Raw genomic sequence first — 17,392 nt, forward strand, 5'->3', positions numbered from 1 at the left:
CCATGGATGAGCTCGCCCTGAACGAAGCGATGGACCGGTACGCGTGCGGCGACGCGCGCGCGTTTCCGGAGCTGCACCGCGCGCTCGCGGCGCGCCTCCTCGCGTACCTCACCCGCATGAGCGGCTCGGAGACGCTCGCGGGCGACCTGACGCAGGAGACGTTCCTGCGGATGCACCGCGCCCGATCGAGCTTCGCCCGCGGCGGCGCCGTCGCGCCGTGGGCCTACGCCATCGCGCGCAACGTCTACCTGGATCACGCGCGCGCCCAGAAGCACCGCGGCACCGAGCGCCTCCCGAGCGATCCGGGCGCGGAGCCGCCGGACGCGCGCGGCGCGGACGCCGAGGCGGTCGCGATCGCCTCCGAGACGGCGCGGGCGGTGGAGCGCGCGCTGGCGGGCCTCCCGGCGTCGCAGCGCGAGGCGTTCATCCTGATCCGGTACGAGGGGCTCAGCGTGCAGGACGCCGCGGCGGTCCTGGGGACGACGGCGAGCGCGGTGAAGCTCCGCGCGTTCCGCGCCTACGAGGCGCTGCGGGCGGCGCTCGACGATCTCAAGCGGCGGCCCGAGGCGGAGCCAGGAGGCGCGGAAGAGCGCCGCCGGGGCAAGGGGCAAGGGGGCGTCCGGGGAGGTGCCAATGTCGATTGATCGCGACTTGCTGAGCGAGCTGAAGGACATCCCCGATCCCGCGGCCCGCGTCGCCGCCCGCCCGCCGCCGGCCCCGGTCGAGGCGCCGGCCGAGCGGTCGCCGACGCGCCCGGCGCGCGAGCGCCGCGTCGCCGGCGCGATCCTGGCGGGGCTCGCGTGGATCCTGCTCCTGACGTGGTGGGAGGGCTTCCGCGACGACATCGGCTCGCCTCGGGTCGCCCTCCCGCTCGTCCTCTGGGCGGCGCTCTCCGGCCTCGGCCTGCTGCTCGCGCTCGTGCCGCGCGCCCGGGGCCTGCCGGCCGGCGTCCGGGTGCTCCAGGCGCTCGTCGCCGCGGTGGCGGTCGGGTTCCTGGCCGCGGCGGTCGTCACGTCGCGCGTGCACGACGTGCTGGCGCCCCTGATGGTGCACCTCGAGTGCAGCGCGGTCGCGCTCAGCATGGCGATCGTGCCGTTCGCGCTGGCGGCGCTCGTGCTGCGCCGCTCGTTCCTCTCGGCCCCCGCGTGGCGGGGCGCCGCGATCGGGGCCCTGTGCGGGATCGGGGCGGCGATCGGCATCCACTCCCACTGCTCGCTCGACGAGGTCGTCCACGTCGCCTTCGCCCACGGCGTGCCCATCGCGGCCGGCGCGCTCCTCGGCGCCGCCGCCGGGGCGCTGCGCGGGCGCGCCTGAGGCGCCGCGCTGCGTCGCGCATCCTCTCCGGCCATCGCTGCGAGGCGGCGCGACCGCCGCGGACCTGCCGCCGCGCGCCGCGAAGAGGACCGCGCCGTGGCGCTTGCGCCGCGGCGCTGGCCAGGTCTAACGCAGGAGGCAGGAGAAACCAGGTCGATGCAGCGCGCGCTCCTCTTTCTGACGGCAGGGCTGTGGCTCGGATGCAGCAGCTCCGGCGCCGGAGCCGCGAACGACGGCGCCACGACGGGCGTCAGCGCCGGCGGCGGCGCGAGCCAGAGCGACGGCGCGAGCGTCAGCAGCACGAGCGTCAGCAGCGCGAGCGGCGGCGGCGCGGGCGGCAGCGGTGGAGCGGGCGGCAGCGGCGCGGGGGGCGGCGGCTCGCAGGCCGAACGCTCGTTCGTTGTCTATGTCGGCGGTCACGAGGGGCTCTTCGTCTTCCGCCTGGACGACGTCGACGGCGCGCTCTCGGCCGTGCAGGGCCCGCTCGACGCCGAGATGAACCCGACCTTCCTCGCCGTCGATCCTGCGCACAAGCATCTCTTCGCGGCGAACGAGCTGAACGAGGTGGAAGGGGAGCTGTCGGGCGCGGTGAGCGCGTTCCGGATCGATCCCCAGGGCGGGACGCTCGAGCTCGTCAACAGGGCGTCCTCGAAGGGCGCGGGCCCCGCCCACCTGTCCACGGATCGCTCCGGGCGCTTCGTCCTCGTCGCCAACTACGCCGGCGGGACGGCGGCGGTGCTCCCCGTGGGCCAGGACGGCGCGCTCGGCCAGGCGGCCTTCGACGTGTCCTTCGGCCGCCGGGCGAGGTCGCACCACGCCATGACCGATCCGGCGAACCGGTTTGCGTTCGTCACCAACCTCGGGCGCGACGAGATAGCGCAGCTCACCTTCGACGCGGACACGGGCCAGATGGAGCCGAACGACCCGCCAGCCCTCTCGCTCCCCGCGGACACGACGCCTCGGCACCTCGAGTTCCACCCGAACGGCCGGTTCGCCTACGTGATCAACGAGTCTGCCGGCTCGATCACCACCCTGAGCTACGATCCGTCGCGCGGGACGTTCACCGCCCGGGCCACCGTCTCGACCCTGCCCGACGGCGCGAGCGCCGAGGGAAACGCCTCCGCCGAGGTCCAGGTGTCCCCGTCGGGCAAGTTCGTGTACGGGTCGAACCGCGGCCACGACAGCATCGCCATCTTCGCGGTCGATCCCGAGCGGGGCACGCTCACGCCCGCCGGCCATGCCTCGACGCAGGGCATGACGCCGCGCCATTTCCAGATCTCGCCGACAGGCAAGCTGATGCTCGTCGCGAACGAGGAGTCGGGGAACATCGTCGCGTTTCACGTGGACGAGGCGACGGGCGCCCTCGAGCCGACAGGCCGTGTCACCGAGGTCCCCGAGCCCACGTATGTCGGGATCGTGGCCTTGCCGGACAGGTGACCGCCGGGGCGCCCTCGCCCGCGCCCTGGTGACGTATCGCTATATCGCCGAGAGGCGCCTCTGCTTCTTCTACTCACGCGCCGGGATGCGGAAGACGAATCCGCTCGTGCTCGGCGACGCGACGGGACCCGAGCCGACGTCGATGGAACCGTAGAAGGTGCCGGCGATCCAGAGCGTGCCGCCGGAGGTGAGCGCCATGCCTTCGGAGGAGCCGGCGCTCGACGGGTATCGGTGGAGCGCCGTGACCTCCGAGGACGCGCTCGCGCGCAGCGCGAACGGGGTGTAGTCGAAGGTGACGAGATCATCGTAGCGACCCGCCGCGTAGACGCCGCCCGCCATGTCGGGCGCGAGGCCGTACATCGTGCCGCTCGGCTCCGGCGTGATCACCCACTCGGCGGTCCCGCTCTCCGTGAGCTTCGCGACGAACGGCGCGCCCTCGATGTCCGCGTCCACCGTCGTCCCGAGCACATCACTCTCGCCGCTCACCGTGCCTGCGAGGAAGGTGCCCTCACCGACGGCGATCTCGTTGCCCATGTCGAACACCGGCCCGCCGAAGCGCCGCGCGAACCGGCCCTCCCCCGCGCTCGAGAAGCGGGCGATGAAGCCCATCATCGTCGAGCCGGCAGGCAGCGACAGCGCTGTGCCTTCGATGGTCAGCGCCCCGTCGGCGTAGCCCGTGATCGACACGTCGCCGCCCTCGTGGACGGCGATGCCGGCGACGGCGCTGCCGGCGCCGCCGGGGTTGTTGAACACCTTGGCCCAGGCGACGTCGCCGCCCGGCGTGAGCTTCAGGAGGAACGGGGACTCGCCATCCACCGCCAGGAGGCCGTCGCCAAAGTCGATATCGTCGTCGACATAGCCACCCACGTACACATTGCCCGTGGCGTCGGTCGCGATCGCAAAGCAGCGATCCGCGGCCGTCGAGGCGAAGCGCTTCGCCCAGAGCACGTTGCCGTCGGCGTCGAGCTTGGCCACCATCGCGTCGGGGTCTTCCGTCGCGCCGGACAGCTTCATGCCCCCGATCGTGACCTCGCCATAGAGCTCGCCCGCGATGAGCACATTGCCCGCTCGGTCGACGGTCACGGCCGTCGCCGAGGATTGCTGCGCCGTGACGATCGGCGCCGACCAGAGGAGATCGCCCTCGGGATCGAGGCGGATGAGGAACGCTCCCAGCTTGGTGATCGTCCGGTCGCCCAGCGTGATCTCGCCGAACCCCTCGCCGCTCACGTACGCGCCGCCGTCGTCGGCTCCGGCGATCGCGATGTGAAACACCATGTTGCTCGCCGCCCCGGCCGGGTGGAGGAAGATGGCCTCAGGCGCGGCGAGATCGACGCCGCCGCCCGATCCTCCACCGGTCGCGTCGCCCCCGGCCCCCGCGCCGCCACCGCCGGTGCTGCCGGCATCGCCGCCGCCGCCCGCGCCGCCGCCGCTGCCCGCGGTCGCCGCGGCGGCCCCCCCGGCTCCGCCCCCTTCCGGGCCGGACGGCTCGACGTCGTCACCACACGCCGCGCACAGGAGCCCCAGAGTCAACCAGGTCAAGATTCTCATCCACGCACCGTAGACGAGCGGACCCGCCCTCGCGCGTCATTCACGCTCCGGCGCTGGACAGAGCACGTTCGCCACGCCGGATACCGCTGAAGTTTATCAACGCGGATAGAACCAACAGGGACAGACGCGCGCCGGCGCTCGATCTCGGTCTGTTTCGAGGGTCTGAGCCTGTGTGCACGAGGGTGCGCGGCGAGCGACGCGCTGCCGTGGATCACCGCCCGAAATGGCGCTTCGGCTCCTCACCCGCCTTCCGCAGCACCACGATCTTCCCCGTCGGCGTCCCCACGGTCTTCACGAAGGCGGCCCGCTGTCGCTCGAGGACCCAGCTCGCCTCGGCGAGCTCCTCCTCGGCGCGCTGGCCCTTCACCAGCAGCACGATCCCGTTGGGCCGCACGAAGGGCACCGTCAGGGGGATCAGCATGACAAGGCGCCCCACCGCGCGCGCCGTCACCGCGTCGAACGCGCCGCGGAGATCGCCCTTGCCGAGCTGCTCGGCGCGCTCGGCGCGCACCGATACGTTGGTGAGCCCGAGGCCCGCGGCCACCGCGGCGAGGAACGAAGCCTTCTTCTGCGTCGCCTCCACCAGAGTCACCTTCAGATCGGGCCGAGCGATGGCGAGCGGAAGGCCGGGGAGGCCCCCGCCCGATCCGATGTCGGCGAGGCGCGCCCCCGCGCTCAGCTCCTCCAGGAGGGGCACGAGCGTGAGCGAATCGAGGATGTGTTTCTCCCAGACCTCGACCGGATCCGTGATCGAGGTGAGGTTCATCAGCTCGTTCATCGCGAGCAAGCGCGCGAGGTAATCGCCGAGCTTGGCGATCACCGCGGCGTCGAGGGTGACGCCGATCGCCGCGAGGCGCTCCGCGAAGCCCTCCGGAGGCGTGAGCGGAGCGGGAGCCGGCAGCGGGAGAGGAGCGCGTTCGTCAGGGGGCATGGAGGTCCGCACACCCTAGCAAGCTCCCGCCCGTGAAGCGCCGCAATCCTCGCGCTCGCCCTCCCCGCCCGCTCCGAGGCCGTCCTGATTTTTCTCCAGGATCACCGCGCAGAGCGCCAGGCCGATGCCCTCGCGATCCTCCTCGGTGATCGCCCCCGCCGGGTAGCCGGCCACGACGGCATCGCCATTCTCCCGCGCCCCGGTGGCGGATCGCTACATCGCCGAGAGGCGCCTCTGCAGCTCTTCGGGAGAGACGTCCTCGATCCGGCTCGCGAAGGACCAGCGATGGCCGTACGGATCGCGGAGCCAGGCCGTCCGGTCTCCGAACGGCTTGTCCTGCGGCGGGCGATCGATGGTCGCGCCTGCCGCCGCGGCCTGCGCGACGAGCGCGTCGACGTCCTCCACGTAGACGACGACGGCCGGGCTGCTGCCTCCCAGCGTCTCGGGGCTGACGGCGCCGAGCTCGGGATACTCGTCCGACAGGAAGAACCGGGCTCGACCGATGGACAGCTCGGCGTGCCCGATCCGCCCGTCGGGCATCGGGATGCGCGAGTCCTCGCGCGCGCCGAACGCGCGCTTGTAGAACTCGATGGCTTCCGCGGCGCTCCGCGCGCTCAGGTAGGGGAAGCACGTCTGACCTTCCGGGACGGGGTGGACCTTGCTCTTCGTCATCGTCGCGCTCCTTCGTGCTCGTGTCGGATGGTTGGCGCTCATCCTGGAGCATCGCGCCGACCGCGTATTGGACGAAATTTACCTGCGGGCCCGGCCGCGCGGGCTTGATCATGCGTAACACATCAGTTACACATCACGCCCATGGACGCCGTTGCCCAGGCGCTGGCGGATCCGATCCGGCGGGAGATCCTGCGGATGCTGCGCGATCGCACCGCCACGGCGGGCGCCATCGCCGGCGCGTTTCCGGTCAGCCGCCCGGCGGTCAGCCGGCACCTGCGCGTGCTGCGCGAGGCGGGCCTGGTGCGCGATGCCCAGTGCGGTCGCGAGCGCGAGTACCGTCTCGAGCTCGGTGCGCTCGCCGAGATCGAGGCGTTCCTGCGAGATCTGCACGCGGCGAGCCCGTGGCACCGCCGGTTCGACGCGCTCGAGACCGAGGTGCGCCGCGTCGGCCGGCAGCGGCGCATGGCGACCGCCCCCCCGTCCCGCGACGAAGCGAAACGAACGAAGGAGACCGCATGAACCCCCGACCCACAGGCCGCGTCCGAAGCACGGCGACAGGCGCCGATCTCGTCATCACGCGCAGCTTTCGCGCCCCCATCGAGGATGTCTGGCAGAGCGTCACCGCCTCCGAGAGCACGGCGCGCTGGATCGGCCCGTGGGAGGGCGAGGCGGGGCCCGGCAAGACGGTGCGCCTTCAGATGACGTTCGAGCAGGGGGCGCCGTGGTGTGACCTCTCGATCGACACGTGCGAGCCGCCGCGTCGCCTCGCGCTCTCGGCCAAGGACGAGCACGGCGGGTGGCGGTTCGAGCTGTCGCTCGCGGCGAAGGGCGAGATCACCGAGCTCACCTTCATCCAGCGCCTCGCCGATCCAGCGCTCGCCGGCGATGTCGGGCCGGGCTGGGAGTATTACCTCGACATGCTCGTCGCCTCCAGGCTCGGCGAGCCGCTGCCCAGCTTCGCCGACTACTATCCTGCGCAGCGCGACTACTACCTCGGCGACGCGCGCACGCAGGTGTAGCGCGCCGGCGCTCGCGATCACCTCAGCTCATAGACGTCGACCGTGTCCACCATCACATGGGGCACGAGGACGCGCCCACGCTTCGTGTCGTAACCGATATCCGCGGGCGTCTTCTGCTCGGGAATCGCGACCTCGAAGGTCCCGCCGAGCTTCCCGCGAAGCACGGCCGACGCGTCGTGGCTGGTCACGAGGAGCGAGTCTCCGAGGGAGATCAGGCCGTCGAGGCGGCCGCCGGGCGCCGTGGTGGTCACGTCCTGCCTGGCGCCCTTCTCGTCGAGGCGGAAGACCTCGGGAGCGCCGCTCGAGCAGACCACGAGCCCCTTGTCGGACCATGCGAGGCCGTTCGGCATGTGCAGGTCGGTGGTCTTCACCAGCGCCCTGGCCTTGCCCTTCTCGATGACGTACATGGCGTCGCTCGACGTCGCCTCGAGGTTTCCGGTCGCGCCGATCTTGAAGCCGGAGTCGGACACGTAGACCTTGCCGTCCGGAGCCGCCGCGATGTCGTTCAGCAACGTCGTACCGGGGATGGCGATGTCACCCCTCGGCGCCCCGGTCTTGAGGTCGAACCTCCGGACGGTCGTGAGATCGGCCACGTAGAGCACGCCCTTCGCGATCGCCGAGCCCGTCGGCGCGTCGAGCTTGACCTTGGCCTTGCCGCCCTCGATCCACTTCAGGTTCGTCACCTGACCGTCGGGCGAGAGGACGGAGATGAAGCCGTTGTTGTCCCTGTCGTCCGGATTGCCGTTGATGTTCGACACGAGGTATCGGTCGTTGTCCGCGTCGTAGAGCACGCTCTCCGGCTTGGCGAAGCCGGTGTACCTGGCGACAGGGCTCGGCGCGGTGGGCCTGGGCGGCTCGGGCGCCGCCGTCGACGCCGTGGGGGAAGCCGGAGCCGCAGGCGGGGGCTCGACGCTGTTCATCGCGATGGGCGCGGCGGAAGCGGAGGCCGCCGGTGCCAGCGCGGGCGGCGGGGTCTCACCGCCGCAGGAAACCATCGCGGCCGCAGCGGCGATGGAGGTGAAAATGCCACGGGATCGTGCCACGAGAAGACCTCCGGGCGGCGAATCTACCACAGCGCCGATCGCTTGCCGCGCAGAGGCGATCCATGAGACGCTCCGTGGGGAAGTCATAAAAGGCAACGATCTGGACAGACCTGGTCCGCCGGCTTCGGTTGACCCATCGGCTGATGGTTAGGCCGTATGAGTACCACGAGAGAAAAGGCACGGTCGTATGCGGTCGCTGCGCACGGGGACCAGCGGTACGGCGACCGACCGTACTCCTTTCACCTGGATGCGGTCGCGGCGCTGGCCGAGCCGTACGGAGACGAGGCGGTGGTGGTCGCCTATCTGCATGACGTCGCGGAGGACACCGACGTTACGCTCGCGAGCATTGAAGCGGAGTTCGGATCGCGAGTAGCCACATGCGTGAGCCTGCTCACCGACGAACCAGGTGCGAATCGCAAGGAGCGGAAAGCAAGAACCTACGCCAAGCTGGCGCAGGCCAAGGGCGAAACCGAGCTCGCGCTCGTCGTGAAAGCAGCGGACCGCCTCGCCAACGTGCGCGCATGCATCGCTGACCGCAAGGCGAGCCTGTGGCGGCTCTATCAGAGCGAACAGCAGGCGTTCAAGAAGGCGGCCTTCCGCGGCGGACAATGCGATCCGCTGTGGTCAGAGCTTGACCGATTGCTCGAAGAGGGAGCCTTCGATGGCCAGGCTTGACCCCTCTCATCATCCCCTCGTGTCGGAGACGTTGGCGCCCGATCTCATCCGCTAACAAGGGAGCAGATTACCGTCGTCGGGGACGGAGGCGGCCGCGCTCTCCACGCGAGAGCTCGGGGAGCTCCTCCGCCGCGAGGGGCTCGCACGAAGCGCAGCTCGCCGAAGGCAGCCAGACAGTCAGACGCCGGGGACGAAAGCGGCGATCCGCTCAAAAAACCAGTACATCGCCAGCGTGCCCATCGCGTAGTAGCCGGCGGTCGCGAGGCGGGCGCCCGACGCGCGCCCGAGCCTACGCACGGCCGCGCGGAGCGCCAGCAAGCCCGCGATGAACACCAGCTGCCCGATCTCCACGCCGACGTTGAAGCAGAGCAGCGCGATCGGGCGATCCGCGCTGGAGAGCTCCAGCTCCGCGAGCGCGTTGGCGAAGCCGAAGCCGTGCAACAGACCGAACGAGAACGCCACGAACCAGGGCCATCGGCGAGTCAAGCTCGGCCGCTTCGTGCGTGCCTCGCCGGCTATCTCCACGGCAACGAACGCGATGCTGAGCGCGATGACGGCCTCGACGGGGGCGGCAGGCAGGCCCCTCAGCCCGAAGGTCGCCGCTCCCAGCGTCAAGCTATGCGCGACCGTGAACGCCGTGACGGTCTTGATCAGCACGCGCCACGAGTCCAGCAGCCAGAGCAGCCCCACCACGAACAGCAAGTGATCCAGCCCCAGCCAGATGTGCGTGATCCCGATCCAGATAAAATTGGAGACCCCGCGCAGCGCGCTGGTATCGGTCCGGACCTCTGTCACTCGAACGTGCGGCTGCGCCGCCGTCAGGCTCAGGATCTGGTCACTGCCGTCCACCCACCGGATCTTGATCATCCCGGAGGTGGAGAGATCGGCCAGGCCGTCGAACCCGACGCGACCTGCCAGTCCGCGCGCGCCGCAATCGAGGCGCGGCGCCTCGAACCGGCAGTGCTCGGGGAACACGGGCTTCAGCAAGTCGTACGCCGCGCGGACGTCCTGGATACCCTGCGTGCGCTCCCAGCTGGCGATGAACTCGCCCGGCGAGCGCTCGTCGAGCGCCAGCACGCTCAGCGAGGGCGTGTGGGCGTGCGCGCTCGCAGCCGCAGCGCACAGCGAGCACAGGATGACCCACAGCATCGCTGCCGCTCGCAGCCTCTTTCCGCTCGTCATGGACGCTCCGCGATCTGGACGCGCCACTGCGATGTGAGGCGGCTGATCTCCGCTTGAAACGCGCGCGCCGTCCGCTCCTTGCGATAGTCCGCGCTCACCCGCTCGCGAATCGTCGCGAACGAGGGCTCCGACCCAGCGGTGCGCTCGGCGACGCGCACGATGTGAACTCCGTCACTGGACCGCAGCTCTCGCCAGCTGCCGCTCGGCAAGGTCCAGAGCTCGTGCGCGAGCTCGGGGCCGTACAATGAGGCCAGCTGTGCTTCGGAGCGCTGCGAATGGTCGATCGGAATGGGCAGCCCCGGCCCGTCGGCGGTCTCTTGTCGTTCCAATAGCGACAGGAGGCGCCGCGCCTCGCCGTCGGCGTCCGGGCCGCTGCGAATCAGGTACTCGCGATAGCTGATGGTCTCAGGGAGCGCGTAGTCCGTGAGATGCGCTTCATGGAAGCGTTGCAGCTCGATGTCCGTGGGCGGCTTCTGGTCGAGCTCGGCTTGCAGCATGCCGCGCACGCGGGCGATGACCTGCGCGCGCAGCATAGGGTCGGTGTCCACCAGGGACAGGCGCAAGCCCTCGCGAAACAGCGCTTCATCCTCGACGTAGCGCCGGATCAGCTGCTCGCGCTCCTTGTCGTTCGGGGCCCTGCCCTGACGTTGCTCGAACAGCTTGACGAGCTCTCGCTGCCTGGACGCCGAGACATCGAGCGTGGGCACATCGGGCGTGCGGGTCAAAAGGAGATGCCCGGCGAACACGAGCGCCCCGAGCACCGTGAAGTGAACGAAGGGCTCGGAGGCGATGCGCCGCAGCCAGCCGGCGAAGGTCCTGGCGTCTTTGGCCGTGTGGCCCGGTGCGCCCTCGAACACGGTCGAGTCAGCGGCTCTGGGGGCGGCGGTTCGAGTCATGGCTCTCGAGGGTCAGCGGTTCCAGCCCACGTACCGGTGAGCCCGGCGCAGGCTACCCGCGCTCCGTGGCACCTCTGTTTCAGCGGCGCGACGGAGCCGCGACCTGACGGTGGACGACGAGACATCGCCGTGAAGCGCATGACGAGCGGCAACGAGAGGTAACCGGAGCCGCACGGAGTTGCAACCTGCGCCGCGTACAAGTGCGGCCGCGAATCGAGTCAGGCTCGTCCGTTCTGGCCAGGGGAGCGCCCGCACATGACAAAAACCTATCGTTTGATGCTCGCCGTAGCCGCCTTCGCGTTGTGGTGTGTAGCGACGCGCTCCGCGAGCGCGCAGGCCGCGTTTTCGGTCGTGCTCATCCCCGACACCCAGAACTACAGCGAGTTCTCCTCGTACGAGGTCTACGAGCACCAGATGCAGTGGCTCGTCGACAACCGCGCCGCGCGCAACATCAAGTTCGCCGTGCACCTCGGCGACATCACCAATCACGACACCGCGGTCGAGTACGACGTGGCGAGCGCCGCGCACGCGCTGCTGGACAACGCCGGCGTGCCGTACAGCATGACGATCGGCAACCATGACATCTACCCGAGCAACGAGGCCTACAAGCGCAGCTCGCTGTACGCCGATTACTTCGGTCGGCCACGCTACGAGGGCGAGCCGTTCTACGGCGGCGCTTACGACGCGTCGAACATCAACAACTACACGTACTTCGAGGCCGGCGGGCTCAAGTTCATGGTGGTGAGCCTCGAGTTCGCGCCGCGCAAGGACGTCGTGACGTGGGCGAACCAGGTCATCGCGAGCCACCCGGACCGCCGCGTCATCGTGGCCACGCACTGCCACATGAACAACAACGCCGAGCACGCGAGCGGCTGCGCCGACAGCTACAACCTCGAGGGCCGCGACGGCGTGGACCTCTGGGAAGAGCTGATCCAGCGCCACAGCAACGTGTTCATGTCGGTGAGCGGACACATCCAGGGGGTGTCGTATCGCCGCCGCACCGGCAACAACGGCAACATCGTACACGAGATCCTGAACGACTTTCAGAATGAGCCGGTCCTGGGCAACGGCCATGCGCTGGGCAACGGCTGGCTGCGCGTCCTCACGTTCGAGCCGACGCAGAATCAGATCTCGGTGGAGACGCTGAGCGTCGAGGACGGCAACTGCGCGATCTTCGCGAACTGCCAGGCGACGCTGTACCTGAACTACAACCAGGCGCAGAGCCCGACGGCGACCAAGCACAACCAGCAGAACTACGCCATCAGCTACGATATGCAGGCTGCGTTGCCCGCGTACGCTTACACAGCCAACGATATCTTGTTCAAGGATCGTATGGCCAACGTGCAGCTGACGGGCAAGCACTTCGATCCCGAGATCGCGACGGCGCCGAACGGCAACTTCGTCGTGGTCTGGGAGGATGACCACGATGACAACGGCGTCGGTCAGATCTACGCGCGCGGCTTCGACCCGGACGGCAACGCGCGGTTCTCGCAGATCGCCGTGAACAGCGTGGATTCAGGTCAGCAGAGGCACCCGAGCGTCGCCATCGACGACTCGGGGAGATTCGTGGTGGTGTGGGAGGACGATCAGGACGACAACGGCGTCTATGAGATCATGGCGCGCGGCTTCAATGCCAATGGCAGCGAGCGCTTCCATGATCGTACGGTGAACACCGTGTCGGACGGCCAGCAGTCGAGGCCCGCGGTGGCCTGCGACGCCAGCGGCAATTTCGTCGTCGCCTGGGAAGACGACCAGGATGGGAACGGGTACTACCAGATCCTGGCGCGCGGCTTCACCGCGGCCGGCGCTCAGCGCATCGCGACGTTCACCGTCAACAGCGTCGCTGCGGGCGAGCAGTTCAATCCAGCCATCGCCATGGATTCGGATGGTGACTTCGTCGTCGCCTGGGAAGACGACCAGGACGACGACGCCAACTTCCAGATCTACCACCGAGGTTTCACCGCCACGGGCGGCAACCGCTTCGCGCAGAGGGCGGTCAATACGAACACCGCGGGGCAGCACACCATGCCGTCGATCGGCATGGCGAACAACGGGAACTTCGTGGTGGCCTGGGAGGACGACCAGGACGACAACGGCTACTACCAGATCTATGCGCGCGGGTTCACGATCACCGGCACGGAGCGCTTCGGGGTGACGGCCATGAACAGCGTGGCGGATGGTCAACAGGTCGCGCCCAGCGTGGGGATGCGCGGCGACGGTGCTTTCGCGGTGGTCTGGCAGGATGACCAGGACGACAACGGCGCGTATCAGATCCTGGGGCGCGATTTCACGGCCGCCGGCGCGCAGCATCGGGCCGATTTCACCGTCAACAGCGACTCGAGCGGCCAGCAGCGGCTCCCTGTGACTGCCATGGATGATCAGGGCCGCTTCGTGGTGGCCTGGGAAGACGACATGGATGGGAATGAGAAGGCGCTCATCCTCGTTCGCAATTTCAATTATTGAACGTTGACGCAGCGGCCTCGCAACGCGGGGCGCCCGATGGCCTCACCGCCTTGCAGCGCGCATCACCGGTCCGCGAGCGCGAGCCGTCGCACGGTGCGCGCTCCCAGGGCGCGGCTGTCCCCCTTCAGAACGAGGCATCGAGCTGGAGGCGACCGACGTGGCGGGCATCGGCGCCTTCCTTGCCGAAGATGTAGAAATAATCGCCCTGGAGCTTCAGCGCATAGCCGTTCAGGTACACGTTGAGCCCGCCGCCGACCTGCTTGCCCTGCGCGTCGACGAGATCGACGAGCTTCGGATCGGTGCCGCGCTCCGCGAAGATCTGGTCCCAGCGCGCGGCGACCTCGACCCGGTCGGTCAGCAGGTAGCCCGCCTGGGCGAAGTAGCCGTAACCCGACCGGGTCCACTCCCGCACGACCGCGCCGTCGACCTCGCCCTCGAAGAAGTCCTTCTTGGCGTGGCGCACGACGGCCTCGGCCGAGAGCGAGAAGCCGGCGTATTTGAAGACGAGATCGGCCGCGCCGTGCAGGTAGTCGGCCGCGCCGAGCGTGAGCGTCGTGCCAAAGGTGCTGTTCTGGCGGTTGGTCTGGTGGTTGTAGGCGCCCGTGACGCCCACCGCGAGCCGGGGCTTCGCCTCGCGCGCGAGATCGGCGTCCTGGTCGTCGTCGAACGCGCCGAACGGGCGGACGGCGAGCCGCGCCACCGCGAGCGGGCCGTGCTTCTGGCCGCCGAAGCGATTGCGCCCCTCGCCGCCGCCGACGAAGAGGTTGTACGACAGCTTGCCTCCGAAGCCGAAGAGATCGGGCGACGAGAACATCAGGCCGACGTCGCGATCGAGGTTGAACTCGCGGACGGCGATCGGGCGATCGGTCTGCTGGAGGGAGGGCTCGCGCAGGGTCCGCGCCCGGTTGAACGGGGTGAGGAACTGGCCAACACGCACGTTGAGATCGCGGATCCCTGTGTACTCGATGAAGGCGTCCAGGATGGGAGAAGGGCTGTCCTTCTCGAAATCGTTGCCGCCGAAGGCGAGCTGCACGTTGTACTTGAGATCGGGCGTGAGGACATGCCCGCTCGTCGTGAGGCGCACCGTCCTCACGTTGATCTCGTGCGTATCGTCCTCTCCCGTGTGCGTGATGGTCTCGCGGACCTGCAGGCGGGCCCGGATCGTGGACGAGAACTTGTCGTCCGCCGTCTTGACGGTGAAGCCCTTTCCAGCGGCCGCCGTCACCTTGACGCCGCTGCCCTTGTCCTTCTCCGCGCTGGCCCGCTCCTCGGCGGCCGCCTTGCGCTCGGCCTCGAGGCGCTCGAGCAGCGCGCGCTGCTGCTGCTCGAGCTCTTCAACGCGGCGACTCAGCGGCTCGACGCCGGCCGCCGCCCCTGTCTCCTGCGGCGCCGGGGCCTGGGGCGGCGCCGCGGGCTGCTGAGCGGACGCCTCGAAGGGGAGCGCGGCGGCGACGAGCGAGAGCGCAGCTGCCGCGCGGACGGTGTGCGACTTCTTTCCGTTGATCGATTTCAAGCGCGTTGTTCCTCGGATCAAACCAGCTGCTGACGGCGCAGGGCGCACGACGCGCGGCGCGCACGGCCGGCACCAGCCGCCGGCGCGAACGCGCACCATGCCCTCGCAGGCGGCGGACCATCGCTCCCCGGCCTGCGCTCCGCGTCCCACGCACGACGCGCAGACGAGAGGCCGCGGTCAGGAGCACCCGGCTGGGCAGCAGCGACGCCAGCAGGGAACCACCGAGTGCGTCATCCAATATAACGGACGAAGATCTCTGTCAAGACATGGATCGCGATCACAAAAATCCCCAGATGCGAGTTCCCTCACCATCCAACGGGCCTTGGAACATCCGCCATATCGGACAACCGGAGCGGGCGCCGCCTCCGGCTCGGAGAGGGCGCCGGATCGCGCGAAAGGGTTCCAACCGACCGCGAGGCAACTAAGATGGCCCCGACGCACGCACGAGGCGCTCCGATCGGCGCCCCGCCGCGGTGCGTAGGGATCTCATGAGCCAGAACCCGGACCGCAGCGATCCGCTCAACATCGCCGGCAGCCTGATCGCCGACAAGTACAGGATCGATCACGCCGTGGGCGAAGGCGGCTTCAGCGTCGTCTACAGGGCCGAGCACGTCATCTGGAAGCAGCCCGTCGCCCTCAAGTGCTTCACCCTCCTCGCGGGCGCGCCGACCGAGCAGCGAGAGCAGCTGCTCCAGGCGTTCATCCAGGAGGGCAAGCTCATGACCGAGCTCTCCAGCCGCTCGGCCGCGATCGTCCAGGCCCGCGACATCGGCACGTTCAACGCGCCGGACGGGCAGTGGCTGCCCTACATGGTCCTCGAGTGGCTCGACGGCAGGCCGCTCGATCAGGTCCTCTTCGACGAGACGAGCGACGGCGCGCCGCCGCGCGACCTGCGCGCGACGATGGCGCTGCTCGAGTCGGCCGCGATCGCGCTCGATCTCGTGCACTCGCGGAGCATCGCGCACCGCGACATCAAGCCGGCGAACCTGTTCGTCGTCGGCCAGCCGCGCGACGCGTCCACGTTCGTGAAGGTGCTCGATTTCGGCATCGCCAAGGTGATGGCCGACCACGCGGCCGCGGCGACGGCGCTCGCCCACACGGGCAAGGACATCACCGCGTTCACGCCGAGCTACGGCGCCCCCGAGCAGTTCAGCCGCACCCACGGCGCGACAGGGCCCTGGACCGACGTCTTCGCGATGGCGCTCATCATGATCGAGGTGATGCTCGGCGGAGCGCCGGCGCTGCAAGGCGACGACTACCTCCAGCTCGCGGTCGCGAGCCGCGATCCGTCGCGCCGGCCGACCCCGCGGACGCTCGGCCTCGCGGTCAGCGACGAGGTCGAGGCTGTCTTCGCGAAGGCGCTCGCCGTCGCGCCGGCGGACCGCTTCCCCACCATGGGCCGCTTCTGGTCGGCGCTGCACCGGGCGGTCTTCCCCGAGGACCCGGCCTGGGCGCTCGCCACGGGCGGCAGCTCGCTCGCGCCCCCGTCCGGCGCGCCGTCGCCCCGCGCTTCCGCGCCGCGGCTCCCGTCCTCGCCGAGGATCTCGCTGCAGGCGCAGACCGCGCCGACGATGGCGGCGCCCTCCACGGCCCCGGGGCCGCTGCCCACGCCGACGTCGCAGCCGGTCGCCGTGGCCGGGTCGAGCACCGCGGGGGGCGCCGCGAGCGACGCGGCGCCGAGGTCGAAGGGCCCGCTGCTGCTCGGCGGCGTCGCGCTCGCGCTCGCGGCGGGCGGCGCGATCACCTGGAACCTGCTGCGCGGCGCGCCGCCTGCGGAGGAAGCGTCACGGAGCGCGCCGGTCGCGACCGCGTCCGCCACCGCGGCGGCGCCTACGGCGAGCGCCGCGACCGCGGCGGCAGCGCTCTCCGAGCGGCCGGCCGAGTGCCCTGCAGGCATGGTGCTCGTCCCGGGCGGCAAGTTCTTCATGGGCTCCGACGAGCCGGAGTTCAAGCTGTGGCAGCCCGCGCACAAGGTGACGATCGACACGTTCTGCATCGACGTCCACGAGGTGACCGCGGGCGACTACATGGCGTGCTCGGACAAGGGAGAGTGCAAGCGGCCCCCGGCCGCGCCCGACTTCCCGAACACGGACGGTTCGCCCGCCGCCGCGCACCAGAAGACGCTGACGGTCCTCGCCGAGCAGTGCACCTTCGGCAAGCCCGAGCTCGCGAAGCACCCGATCAACTGCTTGCCGTGGAGCCTCGCGAACGCCTACTGCCAGGTCCACGGCAAGCGCCTGCCGACCGAGGCGGAGTGGGAGTACGCGGCGCGCGGCTCCGACGGGCGCAAGTTCCCCTGGGGTGACAAGCCGGGCGATCAAACCTTCATGAACGCGTGCGGCACCGAGTGCACGGCGTGGGAGAAGGCGCACGGGCTCAAGCCGAGCGAGCGCATGTACGAGGCCGACGACGGCTTCGCCGGCACGGCGCCTGTCGGCTCGTTCCCGAACGGCAGGACGAAGTTCGGGGCCGACGACGTTGTCGGCAACGTGTGGGAGTGGACCGCGGACTGGTTCGAGACCTACAAGGACGAGGAGCAGGTGAACCCGAAGGGGGCGCCGGCCGGCGATCGCAAGGCGATCCGGGGCGGCGCTTACAACGGCGGCTTCGCGCTCTGGCTCAACCCGGCGTTCCGCTACCACCAGCTCGCGACGGCGAGCGCGCCGGGCATCGGCTTCCGCTGCGCCGCGCGCCTGTAG

The 17,392-nt window shown here is 69.9% G+C and carries 16 protein-coding genes; 8 read left to right on the forward strand and 8 right to left on the reverse strand.

The genetic code is table 11. The annotated features are described in order from the left end of the window. The first annotated feature begins 2 nt into the window (after positions 1 to 2). From WMF19_RS34155 to WMF19_RS34165, 3 genes are all read left to right on the forward strand, one after another. Positions 3 to 644, forward strand: a complete 642-nt coding sequence (locus tag WMF19_RS34155) for an RNA polymerase sigma factor (protein WP_437324035.1) — start codon at positions 3 to 5, stop codon at positions 642 to 644. Then, entirely contained in the window at positions 634 to 1,314 is a 681-nt protein-coding gene (locus tag WMF19_RS34160; RefSeq protein WP_437894184.1) for an NrsF family protein, read from the forward strand. Before WMF19_RS34155 ends, WMF19_RS34160 begins: the two co-directional genes overlap by 11 nt. Positions 1,315 to 1,470: 156 nt before the next feature. Beyond that, complete coding sequence (locus tag WMF19_RS34165) at positions 1,471 to 2,751, forward strand: lactonase family protein (protein WP_437894185.1); 1,281 nt, start codon at positions 1,471 to 1,473, stop codon at positions 2,749 to 2,751. Positions 2,752 to 2,820: 69 nt separating this feature from the next. Here WMF19_RS34165 and WMF19_RS34170 read toward each other — a convergent pair whose 3' ends face one another. From WMF19_RS34170 to WMF19_RS34185, 4 genes are all read right to left on the reverse strand, one after another. Further along, on the reverse strand, positions 2,821 to 4,290 hold the full coding sequence (locus WMF19_RS34170; RefSeq protein WP_437894186.1) for a hypothetical protein: 1,470 nt from the start codon (positions 4,288 to 4,290) through the stop codon (positions 2,821 to 2,823). Between the two features lie 220 nt (positions 4,291 to 4,510). Next, positions 4,511 to 5,230, reverse strand: a complete 720-nt coding sequence (gene rsmG, locus WMF19_RS34175; protein WP_272095015.1) for a 16S rRNA (guanine(527)-N(7))-methyltransferase RsmG — start codon at positions 5,228 to 5,230, stop codon at positions 4,511 to 4,513. A 15-nt stretch (positions 5,231 to 5,245) separates the two neighbouring features. Then, entirely contained in the window at positions 5,246 to 5,404 is a 159-nt protein-coding gene (locus tag WMF19_RS34180) for a hypothetical protein (RefSeq protein ID WP_437894187.1), read from the reverse strand. A 39-nt stretch (positions 5,405 to 5,443) separates the two neighbouring features. Then, positions 5,444 to 5,902, reverse strand: coding sequence for a VOC family protein (locus WMF19_RS34185; protein WP_437894188.1), 459 nt, complete (start codon positions 5,900 to 5,902; stop codon positions 5,444 to 5,446). 141 nt (positions 5,903 to 6,043) lie between these two features. Here WMF19_RS34185 and WMF19_RS34190 point away from each other — a divergent pair, with 141 nt between their 5' ends. Both WMF19_RS34190 and WMF19_RS34195 read left to right on the forward strand, forming a co-directional pair. Further along, complete coding sequence (locus WMF19_RS34190; protein ID WP_437894189.1) at positions 6,044 to 6,421, forward strand: ArsR/SmtB family transcription factor; 378 nt, start codon at positions 6,044 to 6,046, stop codon at positions 6,419 to 6,421. Beyond that, positions 6,418 to 6,921 carry an SRPBCC family protein gene (locus tag WMF19_RS34195; RefSeq protein ID WP_437894190.1) on the forward strand — a complete coding sequence of 168 codons (504 nt, stop codon included), beginning with the start codon at positions 6,418 to 6,420 and terminating at the stop codon, positions 6,919 to 6,921. The genes WMF19_RS34190 and WMF19_RS34195 overlap by 4 nt, the downstream gene beginning before the upstream one ends. Positions 6,922 to 6,938: 17 nt before the next feature. Here the strand turns inward: WMF19_RS34195 and WMF19_RS34200 are convergent, their stop codons facing one another. Next, the gene (locus WMF19_RS34200; protein WP_437894191.1) at positions 6,939 to 7,964 is read right to left on the reverse strand and encodes an SMP-30/gluconolactonase/LRE family protein; all 1,026 of its coding nucleotides are present in this window, start codon (positions 7,962 to 7,964) and stop codon (positions 6,939 to 6,941) included. A gap of 156 nt (positions 7,965 to 8,120) precedes the next feature. Between WMF19_RS34200 and WMF19_RS34205 the strand changes: the two genes are divergently transcribed. Further along, positions 8,121 to 8,639, forward strand: coding sequence for an HD domain-containing protein (locus WMF19_RS34205; protein ID WP_437894193.1), 519 nt, complete (start codon positions 8,121 to 8,123; stop codon positions 8,637 to 8,639). Between the two features lie 177 nt (positions 8,640 to 8,816). Here the strand turns inward: WMF19_RS34205 and WMF19_RS34210 are convergent, their stop codons facing one another. Together WMF19_RS34210 and WMF19_RS34215 are read right to left on the reverse strand one after the other, a co-directional pair. Then, positions 8,817 to 9,821 (reverse strand): HupE/UreJ family protein, encoded by a 1,005-nt coding sequence (locus WMF19_RS34210; protein ID WP_437894194.1) that lies wholly within the window; start codon positions 9,819 to 9,821, stop codon positions 8,817 to 8,819. Next, complete coding sequence (locus WMF19_RS34215; protein WP_437894195.1) at positions 9,818 to 10,717, reverse strand: peptidyl-prolyl cis-trans isomerase; 900 nt, start codon at positions 10,715 to 10,717, stop codon at positions 9,818 to 9,820. Before WMF19_RS34215 ends, WMF19_RS34210 begins: the two co-directional genes overlap by 4 nt. A 255-nt stretch (positions 10,718 to 10,972) precedes the next feature. On the opposite strand from WMF19_RS34215, the gene WMF19_RS34220 reads away from it, so the two are divergent. Then, positions 10,973 to 13,180 (forward strand): metallophosphoesterase, encoded by a 2,208-nt coding sequence (locus WMF19_RS34220; RefSeq protein ID WP_437894196.1) that lies wholly within the window; start codon positions 10,973 to 10,975, stop codon positions 13,178 to 13,180. A 124-nt stretch (positions 13,181 to 13,304) separates the two neighbouring features. On the opposite strand, the gene WMF19_RS34225 is transcribed toward WMF19_RS34220, so the two are convergent. Next, positions 13,305 to 14,693, reverse strand: coding sequence for a porin (locus tag WMF19_RS34225; RefSeq protein WP_437894197.1), 1,389 nt, complete (start codon positions 14,691 to 14,693; stop codon positions 13,305 to 13,307). A 488-nt stretch (positions 14,694 to 15,181) separates the two neighbouring features. Between WMF19_RS34225 and WMF19_RS34230 the strand changes: the two genes are divergently transcribed. Continuing rightward, the gene (locus WMF19_RS34230) at positions 15,182 to 17,392 is read left to right on the forward strand and encodes an SUMF1/EgtB/PvdO family nonheme iron enzyme (RefSeq protein ID WP_437894199.1); all 2,211 of its coding nucleotides are present in this window, start codon (positions 15,182 to 15,184) and stop codon (positions 17,390 to 17,392) included.

Source organism: Sorangium sp. So ce124 (genome assembly GCF_051525235.1).
Classification (GTDB): domain Bacteria; phylum Myxococcota_A; class Polyangia; order Polyangiales; family Polyangiaceae; genus Sorangium; species Sorangium atrum.

What these genes read in the sequence shown, in the direction of transcription:
- WMF19_RS34205 (WP_437894193.1), top strand. Translation starts at nt 8,121, where the DNA reads ATGAGTACCACGAGAGAAAAGGCACGGTCGTATGCGGTCGCTGCGCAC.
- WMF19_RS34160 (WP_437894184.1), top strand. Translation starts at nt 634, where the DNA reads ATGTCGATTGATCGCGACTTGCTGAGCGAGCTGAAGGACATCCCCGAT.
- WMF19_RS34165 (WP_437894185.1), top strand. Translation starts at nt 1,471, where the DNA reads ATGCAGCGCGCGCTCCTCTTTCTGACGGCAGGGCTGTGGCTCGGATGC.
- rsmG (WP_272095015.1), bottom strand. Translation starts at nt 5,230, where the DNA reads ATGCCCCCTGACGAACGCGCTCCTCTCCCGCTGCCGGCTCCCGCTCCG.
- WMF19_RS34185 (WP_437894188.1), bottom strand. Translation starts at nt 5,902, where the DNA reads ATGACGAAGAGCAAGGTCCACCCCGTCCCGGAAGGTCAGACGTGCTTC.
- WMF19_RS34230 (WP_437894199.1), top strand. Translation starts at nt 15,182, where the DNA reads ATGAGCCAGAACCCGGACCGCAGCGATCCGCTCAACATCGCCGGCAGC.
- WMF19_RS34155 (WP_437324035.1), top strand. Translation starts at nt 3, where the DNA reads ATGGATGAGCTCGCCCTGAACGAAGCGATGGACCGGTACGCGTGCGGC.
- WMF19_RS34210 (WP_437894194.1), bottom strand. Translation starts at nt 9,821, where the DNA reads ATGACGAGCGGAAAGAGGCTGCGAGCGGCAGCGATGCTGTGGGTCATC.
- WMF19_RS34190 (WP_437894189.1), top strand. Translation starts at nt 6,044, where the DNA reads ATGGACGCCGTTGCCCAGGCGCTGGCGGATCCGATCCGGCGGGAGATC.
- WMF19_RS34195 (WP_437894190.1), top strand. Translation starts at nt 6,418, where the DNA reads ATGAACCCCCGACCCACAGGCCGCGTCCGAAGCACGGCGACAGGCGCC.
- WMF19_RS34220 (WP_437894196.1), top strand. Translation starts at nt 10,973, where the DNA reads ATGACAAAAACCTATCGTTTGATGCTCGCCGTAGCCGCCTTCGCGTTG.
- WMF19_RS34215 (WP_437894195.1), bottom strand. Translation starts at nt 10,717, where the DNA reads ATGACTCGAACCGCCGCCCCCAGAGCCGCTGACTCGACCGTGTTCGAG.